Annotated in this window: 18 protein-coding genes and 2 pseudogenes; 8 read left to right on the plus strand and 12 right to left on the minus strand. The window is 61.2% G+C overall.

From position 1 onward, the window contains the following. Positions 1 to 301: hypothetical protein (locus KFO72_RS37780; protein WP_225034217.1), on the plus strand; the 301-nt coding region annotated here is incomplete at its 5' end. Between the two features lie 406 nt (positions 302 to 707). Here the strand turns inward: KFO72_RS37780 and KFO72_RS37785 are convergent. Beyond that, positions 708 to 1,601 carry a LysR family transcriptional regulator gene (locus KFO72_RS37785; protein ID WP_062917753.1) on the minus strand — a complete coding sequence of 298 codons (894 nt, stop codon included), beginning with the start codon at positions 1,599 to 1,601 and terminating at the stop codon, positions 708 to 710. An 85-nt stretch (positions 1,602 to 1,686) separates the two neighbouring features. Here KFO72_RS37785 and KFO72_RS37790 point away from each other — a divergent pair, with 85 nt between their 5' ends. Beyond that, positions 1,687 to 2,463 carry an NAD(P)H-dependent oxidoreductase gene (locus KFO72_RS37790; protein WP_225034218.1) on the plus strand — a complete coding sequence of 259 codons (777 nt, stop codon included), beginning with the start codon at positions 1,687 to 1,689 and terminating at the stop codon, positions 2,461 to 2,463. Between the two features lie 184 nt (positions 2,464 to 2,647). Further along, on the plus strand, positions 2,648 to 3,067 hold the full coding sequence (locus tag KFO72_RS37795; protein WP_107204241.1) for a hypothetical protein: 420 nt from the start codon (positions 2,648 to 2,650) through the stop codon (positions 3,065 to 3,067). An 89-nt stretch (positions 3,068 to 3,156) separates the two neighbouring features. Here the strand turns inward: KFO72_RS37795 and KFO72_RS37800 are convergent, their stop codons facing one another. After that, positions 3,157 to 3,885, minus strand: a complete 729-nt coding sequence (locus KFO72_RS37800) for an OmpW/AlkL family protein (protein ID WP_054931834.1) — start codon at positions 3,883 to 3,885, stop codon at positions 3,157 to 3,159. Between the two features lie 112 nt (positions 3,886 to 3,997). Then, on the minus strand, positions 3,998 to 4,762 hold the full coding sequence (locus tag KFO72_RS37805) for a ParA family protein (protein WP_054931833.1): 765 nt from the start codon (positions 4,760 to 4,762) through the stop codon (positions 3,998 to 4,000). A 229-nt stretch (positions 4,763 to 4,991) separates the two neighbouring features. Here KFO72_RS37805 and KFO72_RS37810 point away from each other — a divergent pair, with 229 nt between their 5' ends. Both KFO72_RS37810 and KFO72_RS37815 read left to right on the plus strand, forming a co-directional pair. Next, on the plus strand, positions 4,992 to 5,207 hold the full coding sequence (locus KFO72_RS37810; RefSeq protein ID WP_054931838.1) for a hypothetical protein: 216 nt from the start codon (positions 4,992 to 4,994) through the stop codon (positions 5,205 to 5,207). A gap of 119 nt (positions 5,208 to 5,326) precedes the next feature. Further along, complete coding sequence (locus KFO72_RS37815; RefSeq protein WP_225034219.1) at positions 5,327 to 6,133, plus strand: alpha/beta hydrolase; 807 nt, start codon at positions 5,327 to 5,329, stop codon at positions 6,131 to 6,133. An 18-nt stretch (positions 6,134 to 6,151) separates the two neighbouring features. Here the strand turns inward: KFO72_RS37815 and KFO72_RS37820 are convergent, their stop codons facing one another. Beyond that, the gene (locus KFO72_RS37820) at positions 6,152 to 7,309 is read right to left on the minus strand and encodes a pyridoxal phosphate-dependent aminotransferase (protein ID WP_225034220.1); all 1,158 of its coding nucleotides are present in this window, start codon (positions 7,307 to 7,309) and stop codon (positions 6,152 to 6,154) included. A gap of 106 nt (positions 7,310 to 7,415) precedes the next feature. Beyond that, positions 7,416 to 7,718 carry a hypothetical protein gene (locus KFO72_RS37825; RefSeq protein WP_225034221.1) on the minus strand — a complete coding sequence of 101 codons (303 nt, stop codon included), beginning with the start codon at positions 7,716 to 7,718 and terminating at the stop codon, positions 7,416 to 7,418. Between the two features lie 413 nt (positions 7,719 to 8,131). Here KFO72_RS37825 and KFO72_RS37830 point away from each other — a divergent pair, with 413 nt between their 5' ends. Then, positions 8,132 to 9,844, plus strand: coding sequence for a purple acid phosphatase family protein (locus tag KFO72_RS37830; protein WP_225034222.1), 1,713 nt, complete (start codon positions 8,132 to 8,134; stop codon positions 9,842 to 9,844). Positions 9,845 to 10,209: 365 nt separating this feature from the next. On the opposite strand, the pseudogene KFO72_RS37835 reads toward KFO72_RS37830, so the two are convergent. Next, positions 10,210 to 10,482, minus strand: a pseudogene (locus KFO72_RS37835) (5'/3'-nucleotidase SurE); the annotation flags it as partial. 187 nt (positions 10,483 to 10,669) lie between these two features. Between KFO72_RS37835 and KFO72_RS42370 the strand changes: the two are divergent. After that, a pseudogene (locus KFO72_RS42370) lies at positions 10,670 to 10,768 on the plus strand (GntR family transcriptional regulator); the annotation flags it as partial. Positions 10,769 to 10,814: 46 nt separating this feature from the next. Next, complete coding sequence (locus KFO72_RS37840; protein ID WP_225034223.1) at positions 10,815 to 12,062, plus strand: LysR family transcriptional regulator; 1,248 nt, start codon at positions 10,815 to 10,817, stop codon at positions 12,060 to 12,062. A 42-nt stretch (positions 12,063 to 12,104) separates the two neighbouring features. Here KFO72_RS37840 and KFO72_RS37845 read toward each other — a convergent pair whose 3' ends face one another. The 6 genes from KFO72_RS37845 to KFO72_RS37870 all read right to left on the minus strand — a co-directional run. Continuing rightward, a complete protein-coding gene (locus KFO72_RS37845) occupies positions 12,105 to 12,263 on the minus strand; it encodes a hypothetical protein (RefSeq protein ID WP_167352384.1) in 159 nt (52 codons plus the stop codon). A 45-nt stretch (positions 12,264 to 12,308) separates the two neighbouring features. Then, positions 12,309 to 12,485, minus strand: a complete 177-nt coding sequence (locus tag KFO72_RS37850; RefSeq protein ID WP_156516761.1) for a hypothetical protein — start codon at positions 12,483 to 12,485, stop codon at positions 12,309 to 12,311. A gap of 70 nt (positions 12,486 to 12,555) precedes the next feature. Further along, positions 12,556 to 13,299 (minus strand): acetoacetyl-CoA reductase, encoded by a 744-nt coding sequence (gene phbB / locus KFO72_RS37855; protein ID WP_224100505.1) that lies wholly within the window; start codon positions 13,297 to 13,299, stop codon positions 12,556 to 12,558. 189 nt (positions 13,300 to 13,488) lie between these two features. Further along, on the minus strand, positions 13,489 to 14,016 hold the full coding sequence (locus tag KFO72_RS37860; protein ID WP_225034224.1) for a phasin family protein: 528 nt from the start codon (positions 14,014 to 14,016) through the stop codon (positions 13,489 to 13,491). A 247-nt stretch (positions 14,017 to 14,263) separates the two neighbouring features. Then, positions 14,264 to 15,139 carry a hypothetical protein gene (locus KFO72_RS37865; protein ID WP_060607349.1) on the minus strand — a complete coding sequence of 292 codons (876 nt, stop codon included), beginning with the start codon at positions 15,137 to 15,139 and terminating at the stop codon, positions 14,264 to 14,266. A 173-nt stretch (positions 15,140 to 15,312) separates the two neighbouring features. Then, a partial coding sequence (locus KFO72_RS37870) for a response regulator (RefSeq protein WP_225034225.1) occupies positions 15,313 to 15,902 on the minus strand: 590 nt, incomplete at its 5' end.

Genomic DNA, 15,902 nt, shown 5'->3' on the forward strand with positions numbered 1-15,902 from the left:
AGCCGAGCCCCGTCAGCATCAGCGCGAATGGGCCAATGTGCCGTTGAATAGAACTATTCAATTGTCTTCCTCATATCTCGTGTACGGAAGCGCCTTGCCACCTTGCGTTGGCATCGGCGAATTCCGGCTTTCCTTGTTATTCGATAGCGAATCGCGACGGCTGTCGCACGCCGCGCCGCGAGAGGTATCGTCGACGGTTCTGGTGCCATCGAGCGAGAGCGGGATGGTCGCGAAATGGCCCGGCTACGTCCAATGCCAATTGCGCATGAGGGTCATGCACAAAAAACATAACGTCGAATGAACGCTTATGCGGCGGGCCTTAAGGCGTCAATATGAAATGACGCCTGTCGGCAAGCACGCGGGCCGGCATAACGGAGTTGCCGCGAGCCGCGCGAACCATTTTGAGTCCGGAATCGGCGAAGCGTGTTTTTCACGGCTTTGGGCAATGCATTGCGCAATGTCGCAATCGCAACGGCAGGGTTCTGCTCGCGCTGTACGGACAACGCGAGCGTCAAGAGTCGGGTGCGATTCGTTCTCCCGATCAGGATGCCGCGTCTCACTTGACCGAGCGCTCTCCTTCATTGCAAAGGAAGCGGAAATCAGGCCGGTGAGATTGAACATCTGCAGACTGCTTTTTCACTTCACTCATTTTCGGTTCGTTGCGCTTCGTTGCGTCATGCGTGTTTCAACCAGACGTAAAACTGGTTTTACGCAGCATTGACAATCTGCTCGCGCAACCAGCGTTGCGCCGGGTCGCGATGACATCGCTCATGCCATAGCATCCCCATTTCATAGCCGGGCACATCGACAGGCGGTTTGACGATCTGCAATGCACTCGTGTTCCGGACCAGCCGCTCGGGCACCATCGCGACGAGATCCGTGCTTGCCAGCGCGGACAGCATGAACAGAAAGTGCGGAACGGACAGTACGACGCGGCGCGTGAGCCCCAGTTGCCCGAGCGCTTCATCCGTGACGCCGCGAAACCCGCCGCCGTCAGGCGAAACGATGACATGCTCCAGCGCGCAGAACTGCGCCGGCGTCGGCCGACGTTTCAGCCGCGGATGGCCTGCGCGGCCGGCCAGCACATAACGCTCCGTGAACAGCACCCGGCGATGCATGCCCAAAGGCGACTCGTCACTGGTATGAAAGGCGAGGTCGATTTCGCCTCGTTCCGCCTGCTTCAGGATGCGCTGCGGCATCATCTCGACAACGGAAAGCCGCGTACCGGGCGCTGCCGAACGCAACGCAGCCAACACTGGCAGCAACACCGTCGACTCGCTGTAGTCAGTTGCGGCCACTCGCCATGTTTGCGTCGCCGTGCCCGGGTCGAATGCCTTCGCGGGCGACATGACGTGCTCCAGCGCTTCGAGCGCTTCGCGCAAGGGCTCTCGCAGTTCGTCCGCTCGCGCGGTGGGCCGCATGCCGCGCGGACCCGGTAGCAATAGCGGATCGCCAAAGATCTCGCGCAGCTTTGCCAGGTGCACGCTCACCGAAGGTTGAGAAAAATTCAATCGCTCCGCTGCTCGCGTCACGTTATGTTCTGAGAGGAGCGCATCGAGCGTAACCAGCAGATTCAGGTCCAAACGTCTGAGATTATTCATCGTAATACCGCACATATCAGAAATTCATTTCCAATATACCTGAGCGCCGCTTACGCTGCTTTCCGTGAATCACGGAGATCGAACCATGAATGTACTACTCGTCTATGCTCACCCCGAACCGCGCTCGCTGAATGGCGCGCTGAAGGACTTTGCGGCCGCACGTCTGGAAGCGAGCGGACACGCCGTGCAGGTGTCGGATCTGTATGCGATGAACTGGAAAGCCTCGCTCGATGCAAGCGACAGCGTGGTCCCGCCCATCGGCAAACGCTTCGACCCCAGCCTCGATTCGAAGCACGCGTTCGAAAACGGTTTGCAAAGCGAAGACATCGCACGGGAACAGCAGAAGCTGTTATGGGCCGACGCGGTGATCTTGCAGTTTCCGCTGTGGTGGTTCTCGATGCCTGCGATCCTGAAAGGCTGGGTGGAGCGCGTGTATGCGTACGGCTTCGCGTATGGCGTCGGCGAGCATTCCGACGCGCGCTGGGGTGACCGCTATGGCGAAGGCACGCTGGCAGGCAAGCGCGCCATGCTGATCGTGACGACGGGCGGCTGGGAATCGCACTATGGCCCGCGCGGCATCAACGGCCCGATCGACGATATCCTGTTCCCCATTCATCACGGGATTCTGTACTACCCGGGCTTCGACGTGTTGCCGCCGTTCGTGATCTATCAGACCGGCAAGATGGACCAGGCTCGCTACACAGCCACTTGCGAAACACTGGGGCAACGTCTGGACACGCTGTGGACGGTGCCGCCCATTCCATTTCATGCGCAGAATGGCGGGGCATACGAGATTCCCGCCCTCACGTTGCGCGACGATATCGCGCCCGGCAAAGCGGGATTTGCCGCGCATCTCGGGTAAAGATTACCCTCATGCATTGACCCCGGTCAATTCCGACAGTCGCGCCCTATGCGTGATGCGTCATATTTACGAAATATGCTGCGTTATTACATCGCCTTTCGCATCGAGAAAATATTTCTGATCCCTATTATGCTATAACCGGAATGTGAGCCAAAACTAGCGATCACTCCGATCTCGATGCGATATGGCGTTTTACTATGTCGAACCAGAAGTGGCTGGCGGCCTTGGAAAGAATACGGTGCTGGAGCCAGACATCCATCCGCCAACCGTCATCAAACTGCACTACCGGATCATCAATTGGCTGGGCGATGCGCTACTGGAGAGCTTCCCTGCGTTGATCATCACGCGCGAAGCCGCCAATGCGCTGAATGAGGCCGGCGCAAGCGGATTCGAATGCCGCGAAGTTGAAATAACGGTGAGCGACTCCTTTAAAGAAATTTATCCCGACCGGATATTGCCGGAATTTCTATGGCTATCCGTGACGGGCACGGCGGGACGCAACGATTTCGGCATTGCCGACGACTCGCGGCTTGTCGTCTCCGACCGCGCGCTCAAGACCTTGAAGACATTCGGCCTCGATAACGCCCTCGTCGAAGATTACTGAAATCGCGCATTGCGGTCCGCCAAAAGCCAAAGGCCCGTCAATCGACGGGCCCTGGTTGCCTTTTTTGAAGAATAACCTTGAAGCGCTGGTCAGAAGCGATACCCGACCGACACAAATGAAACGATAGGATCCACGTGGAGTTTCGACGTGCTCGTCACCGTGCCGACGCTCGAATGTGTGGTCAGCGTTGCGCGCGTCGATAGCCACATGTAAGACAGCGACACGCCCGCTGACCAGTGCTTGTCGAAGTTATACGTGAAGCCCGCGTTGATGACAGGCGCAAACGAACTGCTCAACTTCGCCGATGTCTGCCCTTCGAGCGCGGTGCCATACGTCGACGAGTAAAGAAATGCGCCGCTCGACATCGCCGAACCGAGCTTCACGCCGCTATACCAGACATAGGCCACGCCCGCACCGAGATAAGGACGGAAATGGCTTTGCGCATCGTTGAAATAGTACTTCAGCAATAGCGTCGGGCTCCACTCATACGCCTTGCCCAGTTCGCCGAGTCCCGCGAGCGTGCCCGTGCCCGACAGCGTGAATTTCGGCGGCACGCCGAACACGCCTTCTGCTGCGATATGGTCGGTGATGAAATACGTCGCAGTCAGCCCCACGGTATCGGCGCCGTCGACACTGGCGCCCGACCCGCTCGCGGTCGTCGTCGAGCCGAGCGCACTGATGCTGAACGGTTGGCTCGACGATTGCGGCGCGAGATGGAACCAGCCGACATTCGCCACGAAACTTCCCGCGCTCTGCGCATGCGCGGCCGAGCCCGTCAGCAAGGCGGCCGCAAGGGTGATAGCCCGATATGGCCTCATCGATCTCCTCCTTTGTTGTGTTGGTCTGGAGGCGATTCTATGCGTACGACCGTGCTAATCGGTAGGGCGAGTCTGGTGAGTTGTCTCTGGAATCTGGTAAGGATTGGCCCTGCTAACCCGCCAGTTCGCGATGCAGCGCCAGATACTCCAGCGAGAGCTTGTGACGCGGGTCGAGGTGGATCACGGGCTTCGCATGCTGGTGCGATTCCTTGATCTTGACGGACGACGACAGCCTCGCATCGAGCACGGGCAAGCCTTCGGCCACCAGTTCGTCGACCAGTTGCTGCGGCAGGCTCGCGCGCGGCTGAAACTGGTTGATCACGATGCCTTCGACGTGCAGTGCATCGTTGTGGTCCTGCTGGATTTCCTTCACGTTATCGAGCAGCGTATAGAGCGCGCGGCGCGAGAAGTCGTCGCAGTCGAACGGAATCAGACAGCGCTCGACAGCAATCAGTGCGGAGCGCGTGTAGAAATTCAGTGCGGGCGGCGTGTCGATGTAGACCGCGTCGTACATGTCGAGCTCGTTGAGTGCGTCGCGCAGCTTGTAGATCTTGTAGCGCGATTCGAGCTTGCCGTGCAGCGTGTCGAGATCCGCGTGCGCGGGCATGATGTCCAGATTGTCGAATGGCGTCGGATGAATGAACGACGTTACGTCGACGGGCTTGAAGCTGAACGTCAGCGCCGTTTCGAAGAAACCGGCCACGGTAGGATTGACGTCGCTCGCCCGCGAGCCGAGCAGATACTGGGTCGAATTGCCTTGCGCATCCAGATCGATGACGAGCGTGCGCAGGCCTTCACGCGCGCTGATCGCCGCCAGGTTGCATACGATCGTCGATTTGCCGACACCACCCTTCTGATTGAATACGACGCGCCGCATATGTCCCCTCTTGCTGTCGATCTGCCCGAAAAACCAGCAGCATACATCAGCCGCACTACCGGGCGAGGCGCGCCATAAAACGTGTGAACCACATGCAGGTCGTGCGACGCGTTTTCATGGCCTAGAATCGTTTCAGGCGCATCGCGGCCGAACGTCTGCGCAACACCGTGCCGGGCCTCGGTCATGCTGGATGTGCGCCATCTATCGCGCGAATTTTCAGGAGGTCACGATGAAAGCAGATGAAAAGGGCCATGTGCAAGCCTTCGTGCAAACGGCCGAACAGGCGGGCGATTATGTGTGGGTGATTGCGCTGATCGATTTCGGTGCACGCGAAGTGAAGCGCACGCTCGTTTCCGACGAAAAATACTCGACCCGAGCGGCTGCGAAAGACGCAGGCGACGCCCGCCTGAAGGCCATCACCGAGGACCGTCACGCGCACGCGTAACAGCCCTCGTCCGCTGCGGCGGACAAGACCCGCACGACGCGCTGTTCGAAGCCGGCGTCGGCCTCGACGGCTCGTCGTGCTGCCGAATCAGAAGAATCACAACTGTGACGGACACGGACATGCCGATGATCAAGTTCTGCGTCCGCCTCGCGCTCGTCGCGTACCTGGTCGCGCTGATCGCGCTTTACCTGATGCAGGACCGCATGCTGCTGCCTGCGCCGCTCGATACCACCGGCACGCCGACAGGGCATCACGGCGCCTACGACGTCGAGCCGTGGCATGTCGACGGACTCTACGCGGGCTATGTCGCAACGCCTGCCGCCGCCGCGCCGCGCGGCACGTTCGTCCTCTTTCACGGCAATGCCGAAACCGCGGAGAACAAACTGCCCGTCGCCGAAGTCTTTGTCCGCGATGGTTTTCGCGTCGTGATGGTCGAATATCCGGGGCAAGGCAACCGTCAAGGCAAGCGCACGATGCTGGCGGCACTGGCGGCATCGCGAGACGCGCTTGCCGCAGCGCGCGCGCAATGGAGCGGACCCGTTTATCTGGTGGGCGAATCGCTCGGCGCGGGCATGGCGGCACAGGCCGTTAAAGGCAACGAAGGCGTGGTTGCGGGCGTCGCGCTCATTACGCCATGGGACACGCTCGCGAGTGTCGCAGGAGAAAAGTACTGGCTGTTTCCCGTGCGCTGGATGCTGCACGATCCATTCGATTCAGTGGCAGCCCTCCAACGCTATAACGGACCGCTTGTCGTGATCGGTGCGCAGCAAGACTCGCTGATTCCCATCGTTCACGCGCAACGGCTGGCGAGCGCGCGTCCCGGCGCCCAGTTGATGGTGTTGCCCGATGCCGGTCACGACGACTGGTTTAGCGCCATGCACGATATGCAATGGCGCCAGGTGCTGCGCTGGCTGCATGCGGATTGAACGCGCTTTTGGGGCGTGTCAGATGCGCCACGCTCCGCGCACGCGCTCGCGGATATCCGCAAGACGCTCGACGGATTCGTTGGCGAACACGAAGCGCAGATACCGTTGCGCTTGCGGGCCCCAGCCGTTCATCGGCGTCGCGGCGACTTCGCCTTTTTCGAGGAGCAGGCGTGATGCATCGGGTGGCCCGATGCCGAGCTGCGCCGTGTCGACGAGCAGCGACCATCCGCCATCGGGACGTACCAGCGGCAGATCGCCCAACGCATTGAGCAGAAAATCGCGCCGCGCCTGCCAGACGGCGACCGCCTGCGCGACGCCATCGTCTGCGCAGGTCAGCGCCGCCGTCGCGCCGGGCATGCCGATACCGACCTGGCAAACAACATTCGACAGACTGGTCAGCCGCACGTCGTGCATGATGCGTTCGGGACCGACGATCCAGCCCACGCGCCAGCCGATCATCCGGTACTCCTTGGATACAGAGCCGACCGTGAAGGTGCGCTCGCGCATCTGCGGCAACGACGCGGGATGAATCACGCTGCGCCCGTCGAACAGGATGCGCTCCATTGCGGCGTCGTAAACGAGCCATGCGTCCGCGTGGCGGCAATGCCCGGCGATTGCATGCCACTCGGCCTGGTTGGCCACGAAGCCGCTCGGCATCGACGGCGACATGATGAGGATGGCGCGCGTGCGCGGCCCCACGGCGCTTGCCAATGATTCGATGTCGAGCCGCCAGCCATCGTCCGAAGGCAGGAGCCGCGCGAACTTCGGCACGCCGCCCGCGAGCAGCACGCGATTGATGAGGCCCGCGTAGGTCGGGTCGGTCAGCACGACTTCGTCGCCCGGTTCGAGGATCGACAACAGCACGTTGAGAATGCCCGCAAGTCCGCCAGCGGAAACGATGCATTCGCTGCCGGCGTCGTAGTCGATGCCCGTCGACTGCTTCATCCGCGCAACCACGGCCTGACGCAATGCCGTCTGGCCTGTGAACGGCAGATAGCTGTTGGCGTCGTCATCGTCGACGGCCTCGTGCGTGCGGCGGATTGCTTCGGCGGGCGGTCTCAGGTCGGTGTCGAGGTTCTCCAGCCGCAAGAGGTTGCGATTCTTCGTCGCGTCGGCAGCGTCGCCCATTCTGTCGACGCCGATGCCCGGGATGTTGCGCAAACGGGAGACTGTCACGGTGCCCTCCTCGCATCAGGCTGAGTTGATCGATGAATCAACGGATATGCGGGGTAGCATACTATTGCGTGAGGATGTCCTCGTGATCGGCGCGTTGCAAGCGCCCCTACCCTCGCCTCGCCATCAACTCATTGCGAATCAGCGCTTGCAGGTCGTCTGCACTCGGCTGCGTGCCCCAACGGCTCGCGCCCGCCACCGATGCAATCGCGAACCACGAATGCGGCGGAAACCATTCCTGCACCATCACGCCGTCCTGTCTCAGGCACAGTTGCCCCGTCAACTCGCTGTATTCGGCCGACATCGACCTGCCGTCCGCCTGCACCGTCACGCATGTGCCTTTCGACGACGGTTGCTCCTCGACGCTGACGACCATGTCGCCGTCAGGTGAATGTTCGTATGCGCCCGCCATGATCAGCAGCGCCCAGCAAGTGCGCTTCGACGCGAGCGCCCGGGCATCGTCAGGGTGATTGTTGCTTTCATCGTGCTCTCCCAGCTTCGGATCTCGGGAGACACTCTATGCAAATCGCACCGCGAAGATGTGTGCGTGTGTAAGCAAACGTGAATTCCGCGCCGCGAATCACCGTGTGCGGGCAGCAAGTGTAACGTCGGCGTTCAATTGCCTTGCCTTGTGTGCGCCGTTACAACACCCGCGCCGGCCGCAAACGTGCAAGCGTCGTGATCGGGCTGTCACAGCGAGGTAACAGGTTTGGGAATATCGTGTCGCCGGAATCACGTTTTCTTCCCGTTCCTTTCCGGCGCCGACGCGCCTGCGCCGCAGCCTGTCCGCGCGTCGCTTGCCCTTCCGAAGCGAGAACAACAGACATGTCGAAAAACAACGCCCCCGACACAACGCCCGACGAACCGGACAACACGCCGTCCGCCACCCAGTCCGCCACTTTTTCGCGCCGTGGCTTTCTGAAGCTCGCGGGTGCGTCGGGATTCGCGACGGCCGCCAGCACGTTTGCGGGCTCGGCCAAAGCCGATCCGTCGACGCCTGACGGCACGCCTGAGCAGGTCCATCTCACGTGGGGCGAAGATCCGACGAACGAAGTCGTGGTGTCGTGGGCATCGATGGCGGCTGCGGCGAATCCGCACGTGCGCTTCGGCGCGGCCGGCGACAGGAAGGACATCGTGCATGCCGTTCAACGCACCTACACGGACGGCCTGAATGGCGAAGTCGTGTTCACGTATCACGCGCGTCTGCACGGCCTGAATGCGGGAACCACGTACGAATACGAAGTCACGGCCGATAACGACAGCCGTGCGGGCACGCCCTTCTCGGCATCCTTCAAGACGGCGCCGCGCGGCCGCGCGCCGTTCCGCTTCACGAGCTATGGCGATCTGGCGACGCCCAACACAGGGTGGGTGCTGTCGTCGCCGCAAAGCCGCTTCGCGGTGCAGGCCGTCGAGCGTTTCCAGCCGCTCTTTCACCTGCTCAACGGCGACCTGTGCTACGCGAACCTGAACCCGGCGCAGCAACCGGCTGTGTGGCGCGACTTCGGCAACAACAATCAGACGTCGTCGGCGAATCGTCCGTGGATGCCGTGTCCCGGCAATCACGAAATCGAATTCAACAACGGCGCGCAAGGCTTCGATTCGTACCTCACGCGCTACACGCTGCCGCACAACGGCACGCGCTTTCCGGGCCGCTGGTACAGCTTCCGCGTGAGTTCCGTGCTGTTCATTTCGCTCGATGCCGACGACGTCGTGTATCAGGACGCAGCGGCCTTCGTCGCGGGCCCGGCGCCGCTGGTGCCTGCCGCGAGCACGGGCAACCCGGCGATTGCGCCGGGCACGTCGTTCTATGTGCGCGGCTACAGCAACGGCGAGCAGACGCGCTGGCTGGAGAAGACGCTGCGCCATGCCGCCGACGATGACGATATCGACTGGATCGTCGTGCAGATGCATCAGGATGCGCTCAGTTCGTCGAAGACGGGCAACGGCTCCGACAAGGGCATCCGCGAGGCATGGCTACCGCTCTTCGACCGCTATGGCGTGGACCTCGTGCTATGCGGCCACGATCACGACTACGAGCGCAGCTATCCTGTGCGCGGCTGCAACCATCACGCGGGCGTCGACGCGGTCACCGGGGAGAAAGTCGACACGCTGCAACCGAAGCCCGTGGTTCACTCGCACGCAAGCAACGGCAACACGTTCGACACCAGCCACGGCACGATCCACCTGATACTCGGCGGCGGCGGCACGAGCGCGCCGCTCGACGTGTACGGCGTCGACACGGGCAACGGCAATCCGCAGGCGAAGGTGTTCACGAAGCCCAACCGGCCGGTGCCTGGCACAACGGCGGGCACGTTCACGCGCGCCAGCGCCGACGCCCTCGAAGATGCGATCTGGTCGGCGCAGCGCGACACGGGCACGGGCTACGGCATCGCGGTATTCGACTACGAGCCGGGTCCACACGGCGGCAAGACGACGATCACGATGAACTACTATCACGCGCCGGGCGCCGACCAGACGCCGACGGCGAACTACGAGCTATTCGAGACGATCACACTATCGAAGCACCGGCGGAGATGATCGTCACGCGTGGCGCGAGACGCCACGCTACCCACCCCGAAGCGGCACGCGCCCGACGAGAAAGCCTACACACAGTTTGCCACCTGGGCGGCGGCGAACTGTGCGGCACGGCGTGCTGCGACGCGGGCACAGGAAGTGGGTGAGGCGTACAGAGAGAACGTTGGCAACGACCGCGAACAGGTGCGCTACGGTGTGAAGCGCGGGGACGTTGGGGGCCCGTGGGAAAACGTCAAGCACTGGCGGTGTGAGCCGCTTTCTTTTGCCTACTTTTCTTTGCGGCGGCAAAGAAAAGTAGGTGCCGCCCCGCACAGGGGCAACGCGTGAAGCACGCTAACGAATCGCGGATGCCAGCGAAAGCAAAAGCAAACCGCGGATGCCCGCACCGCAAAGGCGCCCTCATCCGTACGATCGAAGTAAATCGGCGTCACCGAAACGCGCCCGGCCGCGACCACGGCGGTTTCGAAATCAGCCGAATTCTCCCGCGCCCCGCGCTGAACCCGCAACCAGTGATACTCGAGCCCCCGTGGGTCGACTTGCGGCAACAAACCAATCCCTTCCACGAGCCCTACACCCTGCTTAGTGGGCGTCAGCGGCCCGGCATCTACCGCATCCACATCAGGAAAATTCACATTCAGGCAAACACGCAGACGTACATGCCGATAAACAGAACAGATGGCAAGCGAATCAAGCCGCAATGCGTTGTGAAGGCGTTGTTGCGCGATCATGAGCGCCGCTATACTGACCAGCCGATGAGTAGAAACACATGAACGAGGCAACCCAGCAAGCGATCGTCCAACTGGCACAATACGCTCGTCGATGGCGAAGGCGCGCGTCGACGCGCTCATGAAGGAACACACGCATATATCGAAGGAAAGCCTCAATCTGTCGCTGCCCACGCTACATCTGATAGCAGGCGCGGCATGATGGCGATGACGATGGCGGCTTTTAGTACTTTTTTGTGACCCATTCCGTGAGCAGCAACGATCTTCTCAACATCGCGCAGCTGCGCGCCTTCAAACTCGTCGCGGATACGGGCAGTGCAACGCGTGCGGCTTCCGCGCTATTTCGTGCGCAATCGGCCGTGACGCGCTCGGTGCAGGAACTCGAAGCCGCGCTTGGCGAACGGCTGTTCGACCGCAAGCCTTCCGGCATGCTGCCGACACCCGTCGGCCGCGCCGTGCTGCATCGCTGTGAACGGCTTTTCACGGAACTCGAAGAGCTCGCGCAATGGTGCGCCGCGCGCCAGGCGCGCCGCCGTCCTGCCGCCGAAACTTCGTTGCCCGCCTATCTGCTCAATACGCGGCGGCTGCAACTGTTCGCGGCGCTCGCGCGGCATCGGCATATGCCGAGCGCGGCAAAGGCCTTCGGCATCAGTCAGCCAGCCGTGAGCACCGCGATTCGCGTGCTCGAAAGCGGCTCGGGACTGCAACTGTTCCATCGCCATCCGCGCGGCATCCTGCTCACCACGGAAGGCGAAACGTTTCTGCTGCACGTGCGCCGCGCGCTGAACGAATTGCGGCACGTACCCGACGATATCGCCGCGTTGCACGGCTACATTCAGGGCGCGGTGACCGTCGGCGCGTTGCCGCTGGGGCGCACGCTGATTCTGCCGAAAGCTATCGCCAGCATGAGCGCGAAGCATCCGGGCGTGCGCATCATCACCGACGAAAGCGCGTACGAAACACTGGTCGCGGGACTGCGTGCGGGCGACATCGATTTCATTCTCGGCGCGTTGCGCGAGAACGATGCTTCGAGCGGGCTGCTGAACGAGCGTTTGATGTCGGACGATATGGTCGTGCTCGCGCGGCGCGCGCATCCGCTAGCCAATGCGCGCGGCCTGACGCTCGCCGATCTGCAGAAAATGCAATGGATCGTGCCGCGCAGCCACGCGCCTGCACGCGGACTGTTCGAAGCGCAATTCAAACGGCTCAGACTCAAGCCGCCCATGCCGTCCGTCGAAACGGCAGACCTCGCGGTGATTCGCGGCCTGCTGCTCGGCACGGACATGCTCGCGGCACTGTCCGCGCAGCAATTGCACTACGAGTGTCAGTCGGGTGAACTGGTCGTGCTCGACGTGAAGCTGCACAACACGCGGCGCGATATCGGCCTCACGATGCGCAGCGCGGGCACGCCGTCGCCGGCCGCGCGCGCGTTGATCGACGCGATACGGCTTGCCGTCGTCGAAGTCACGCGCACGATCAGCATGGCGGAAGCGTGAGCGGAAAAGCCGCGCGATGCACCGCGCGGCAGTTGCCCGACATCAGCGCCGCACGCGCGAGAAGCGGCACCAGCTATGGTGATCGAGATTCTTCAGCAATTCCGCGCGCGAGCGCTCGCGACGGTAGTGCTGCACCACCGACAGCAACGCAATCAACAGCACGGATCCCCCAAGCGCAGTCACAATCCATGTTTCGTTCATTGCCATCCCCTGTAACAACTACGCCAGCAACATCGCACCGTGTTTTCAGAGCGGGCATTGCCCCGCCTTCGGACAATTGCCTGCACTCATGCATTGCTCGAAAACCAGTTCGCGGTATCGACCGGCATCGCGATCCGCAGGCGTACGCGGCCCGAAAGTCCGGTTCACGACGACGATCTGGTTCGTGCACCGGCATTGATAAAGCTGTTGTTTTGTCTCCACCACTTCTTCCTTATCGGGCCCTTTCCGCTTTCTTCGGACTTGCGTGGACCCTGTTCCTGTCGATACAGAATCAGTTCATATGCTGGCCGCCGTTCACGGCCAGGTTGGCACCCGTAATGAAACCCGCGTCTTCCGAACACAGGAACGCGACGAGCGCGGCCACTTCTTCCGGCTTGCCCAGGCGGCCGGCGGGAATCTGCGGCAGGATCTTCGTGTCGAGGATTTCCTGCGGAATCGCCGTGACCATCTTCGTGGCGAGATAGCCGGGCGAAATCGTGTTGACGGTCACGCCCTTGCGCGCCACTTCGAGCGCGAGCGCCTTCGTGAAGCCGTGCATGCCCGCCTTCGCCGCCGCATAGTTGGTCTGCCCAACCGAGCCCTTCGAGCCATTCACCGACGAGATATTGATCACCCGTCCCCAGCCGCGCTCCATCATCATTTCGCACACCGGCTTCGTCATGTTGAAGACGGAATCGAGATTCGTGCGCATCACGGCGTCCCAGTTAACCTTGTCGAGCTTGCGCAGCGTCATGTCGCGCGTGATGCCCGCATTGTTCACGAGGATGTCGACAGGACCGATCTCCGCCGTGATCTTCGCCACGCAGGCGTAACACGAGTCGTAATCGGCGACGTCGACGGAATACGCGTAGAACGCGCGCCCCGCGGCTTCCATCGCGGCGAGCCATTCGTCCGAGCATGTGTTGCCGGGCGAGCACGTCACGACCACGCGATAGCCGGCATCGTGCAAACGGACACTGATAGCCTCGCCCAGACCACCCATACCGCCCGTTACCACAGCAATTCGATTAGTCATCCTTTGCACCTGTCAGTCGTTCATTGCGAAACTTCCCGATCGTCAACCGGCTGGTTCGCAGATACAGCCGTTAACTGGTCTCCCCGACTGATCCTTTTATGCCGCCGCTCACTGCGGCGCGCGCGTTTCGCGAGTCACTGCGACGTCGCGTGTCGGTAGATGGTTCGGCGTGTGCCTGTGCTTTGGTGATTAATCGACAACCGCTTTGTGGGGACGCGTATCCGCCTCGGTTCGCGCAGCGCGCGCGATCGCCTCATTAGTTTGCTGTTGCGCGAGCGCTTCGGGCGTTGGCGCAGTGGAAAGCGCCGTCGCGACAGCCGACGTCATGGCAGATGCAGCCGCTTGCGTGCGGCTCTGGAATGCATCGACGGCGCAGCGCAACTGGATGTCGTTCTTTCTCGCTTGTGTTTGTCCGACTTCCTGAAGCGCCACATTGAGCCGCGAAACGATACGGCCCAATTCATGGCCGTACTCCGCGAATAGCGACACGCCGCTATTGACCGCACTCCGATGGATAGCGGCCCATGCGTCCGGCGTGCGAGCGTTGCTGACCATGCTCATGGTTTTCAGCGCTTCGCCATTCAGTTGGCTAATCGTCTGCAGATTCAGCGCGACGATGGATTGCACTTCGCGAACGAAGGGATTGGCCCATGCGTGGAGAGCGGAGATGCCCGGCTCCCACGCCGAAATGACACCTACGGAATTCCGTGTGTTCATTGACGCGACTCCGTTAGTCTTACTAATTAGATTAATGCCACATGCACAGCGGGGCCGCGCTGTTTCATGCGAATAGCATGTGTGTTCGCAATTAACGCTTGTTTGTGCGAAGCACAATTTGAAGCGTCATTCTAAACACATCATTTGACAATTAATAAATGGTCTTTTGTAGGTAGTTACCCTAGGTTTTAGGGCTCATTTCCCACATGTTGATACAAAACATGGCTGATTACGTTTCAGCGGCACGTTATAGATGCATCCAATACATCTCAGGAATGGCCCGATCTTCGTCGGATAGAAAAGGATTATCCAGACGAATGATTTTTCGACTCGCCAGATTGGTTCGCTTTAACGCGTTCTGGATATACGGATGTGTGTTGAATAACTTCAGATACGAGCCATCGCGCCAGGCCGCCGCGAAGCCTCGTGCGATCGTCGCCGCGAGCCGCTCCTGATTGGGCGACACATAGAACAGAAAATCCGAGCGATACGCGAGCAGCAAACGGTTCTCGACAGCGAGGCTCGACTCGGTCTCCTTGCGCGACTCGATCTCCGGATACGCTTCGATCACGCCGCGCGGAAAATAGTCGACGCGCCGGCCTTCGACCATCTTGAAGATCGTTTCGTAACTCGATGTCGTCTGCACGGCGAGACCTGCGTTGCGCATGATCTCGGTATCGATCCAGCCAAGCCCTTGAACACCCGTCATCGAACGCAGATCGTCGAGCGTTTCGATCCGGTCGAAATCGGGCTGCCTGTCCTGCCGGATCAGAAACACCCGGTACCCGATCAAGCCGCGATGAATCGGAATATGCACGACGTTCAGGCCGCGCTCGGCCTGCGCGTCCATGCTGGTCCAGTGCAGATTGATGGTCGTGCCGCTCGCGAGTTCGGCGAGCGCACGGCCGCGCTCCATCACGATTTCGACCTGCCGTGTCGAATAGGACGCGTTGGCCGCTTTCATCGCGAGATCGAGCGTGGCGAGCGCGAATGCGGCATGCACGTCCCTGCCCGGCCGGATCTGTGGATAGATGATTTCGAAGTGCTCGCCCGGTGCGGCCAGTGCAGCGAGCGAGGCGCCCGCAGCACTGGCCGCGGCGAAAAGGAAACGCCTGCGATGCATAAGTACGAGTGACGAATACGGGAACGTGCGGATCGCGCGATATCGAGCCCTGCTCAGATCGTGTCACGGAGCATGGCGGCATCGACATTCGGACAAACCCGCTGACATATTGCAAACGCAATATTTACTCGAAGCCTTCAATCGCTTCGGGCATGTGCAAGCTGTTTCTGGCGCTATTCGACGATCAGCCCGTGACGGATCGCGTAACGGATCACCTCGGCGTTGTTGGCGAGCCCGAGTTTCTGCATCAGCCGCATCTTGTGGGTACTGATCGTCTTGGCGCTGAGCGCGCAGGTGTCGGCGATTTCGTTGATGCTCTTGCCCGCCGCCAGCATCTGCAGCACCTGAAATTCACGGTCGGACAGCACTTCATGAGGCGGCATATCGCCGCGATGCGTTTCGAACACCATCGCGTCCACGAGCTTCGGGTCGATGAAGCGTCCGCCGTCCGCGAGCTTGCGGATCGCCGCGAGCAGGACATCGGGATCGCTGTCTTTCGTCAGATAGCCCGTCGCACCAGCGCGAAGCGCGCGCGATGCGACCTGCGCTTCGTCGTGAATGCTCAGCACCAGCACGGGCAATGCAGGCTGCTCGGCACGCACGCGTCGAATCAGATCGACACCGCTGATGCCCGGCATCGTCATGTCGAGCAACAGCAGATCGACACCGCAACTGCGCAACTTGTCGACGACTTCCGCGCCGTGCGCTGCTTCCGCCGCGACGATCATGTCGCTCGTGGTCGCGATGATCTGCCTGAGTCCGC

It is taken from the genome of Paraburkholderia sp. XV (genome assembly GCF_020177535.1).
Classification (GTDB): domain Bacteria; phylum Pseudomonadota; class Gammaproteobacteria; order Burkholderiales; family Burkholderiaceae; genus Paraburkholderia; species Paraburkholderia caribensis.

Bases quoted from the DNA above. Each gene is read 5' to 3' on its own strand.
- KFO72_RS37785 (WP_062917753.1), bottom strand. From the start codon at position 1,601: ATGAATAATCTCAGACGTTTGGACCTGAATCTGCTGGTTACGCTCGAT.
- KFO72_RS37790 (WP_225034218.1), top strand. From the start codon at position 1,687: ATGAATGTACTACTCGTCTATGCTCACCCCGAACCGCGCTCGCTGAAT.
- KFO72_RS37795 (WP_107204241.1), top strand. From the start codon at position 2,648: ATGGCGTTTTACTATGTCGAACCAGAAGTGGCTGGCGGCCTTGGAAAG.
- KFO72_RS37800 (WP_054931834.1), bottom strand. From the start codon at position 3,885: ATGAGGCCATATCGGGCTATCACCCTTGCGGCCGCCTTGCTGACGGGC.
- KFO72_RS37805 (WP_054931833.1), bottom strand. From the start codon at position 4,762: ATGCGGCGCGTCGTATTCAATCAGAAGGGTGGTGTCGGCAAATCGACG.
- KFO72_RS37810 (WP_054931838.1), top strand. From the start codon at position 4,992: ATGAAAGCAGATGAAAAGGGCCATGTGCAAGCCTTCGTGCAAACGGCC.
- KFO72_RS37815 (WP_225034219.1), top strand. From the start codon at position 5,327: ATGCCGATGATCAAGTTCTGCGTCCGCCTCGCGCTCGTCGCGTACCTG.
- KFO72_RS37825 (WP_225034221.1), bottom strand. From the start codon at position 7,718: ATGGCGGGCGCATACGAACATTCACCTGACGGCGACATGGTCGTCAGC.
- KFO72_RS37830 (WP_225034222.1), top strand. From the start codon at position 8,132: ATGTCGAAAAACAACGCCCCCGACACAACGCCCGACGAACCGGACAAC.
- KFO72_RS37845 (WP_167352384.1), bottom strand. From the start codon at position 12,263: ATGAACGAAACATGGATTGTGACTGCGCTTGGGGGATCCGTGCTGTTG.
- phbB (WP_224100505.1), bottom strand. From the start codon at position 13,299: ATGACTAATCGAATTGCTGTGGTAACGGGCGGTATGGGTGGTCTGGGC.
- KFO72_RS37860 (WP_225034224.1), bottom strand. From the start codon at position 14,016: ATGAACACACGGAATTCCGTAGGTGTCATTTCGGCGTGGGAGCCGGGC.
- KFO72_RS37865 (WP_060607349.1), bottom strand. From the start codon at position 15,139: ATGCATCGCAGGCGTTTCCTTTTCGCCGCGGCCAGTGCTGCGGGCGCC.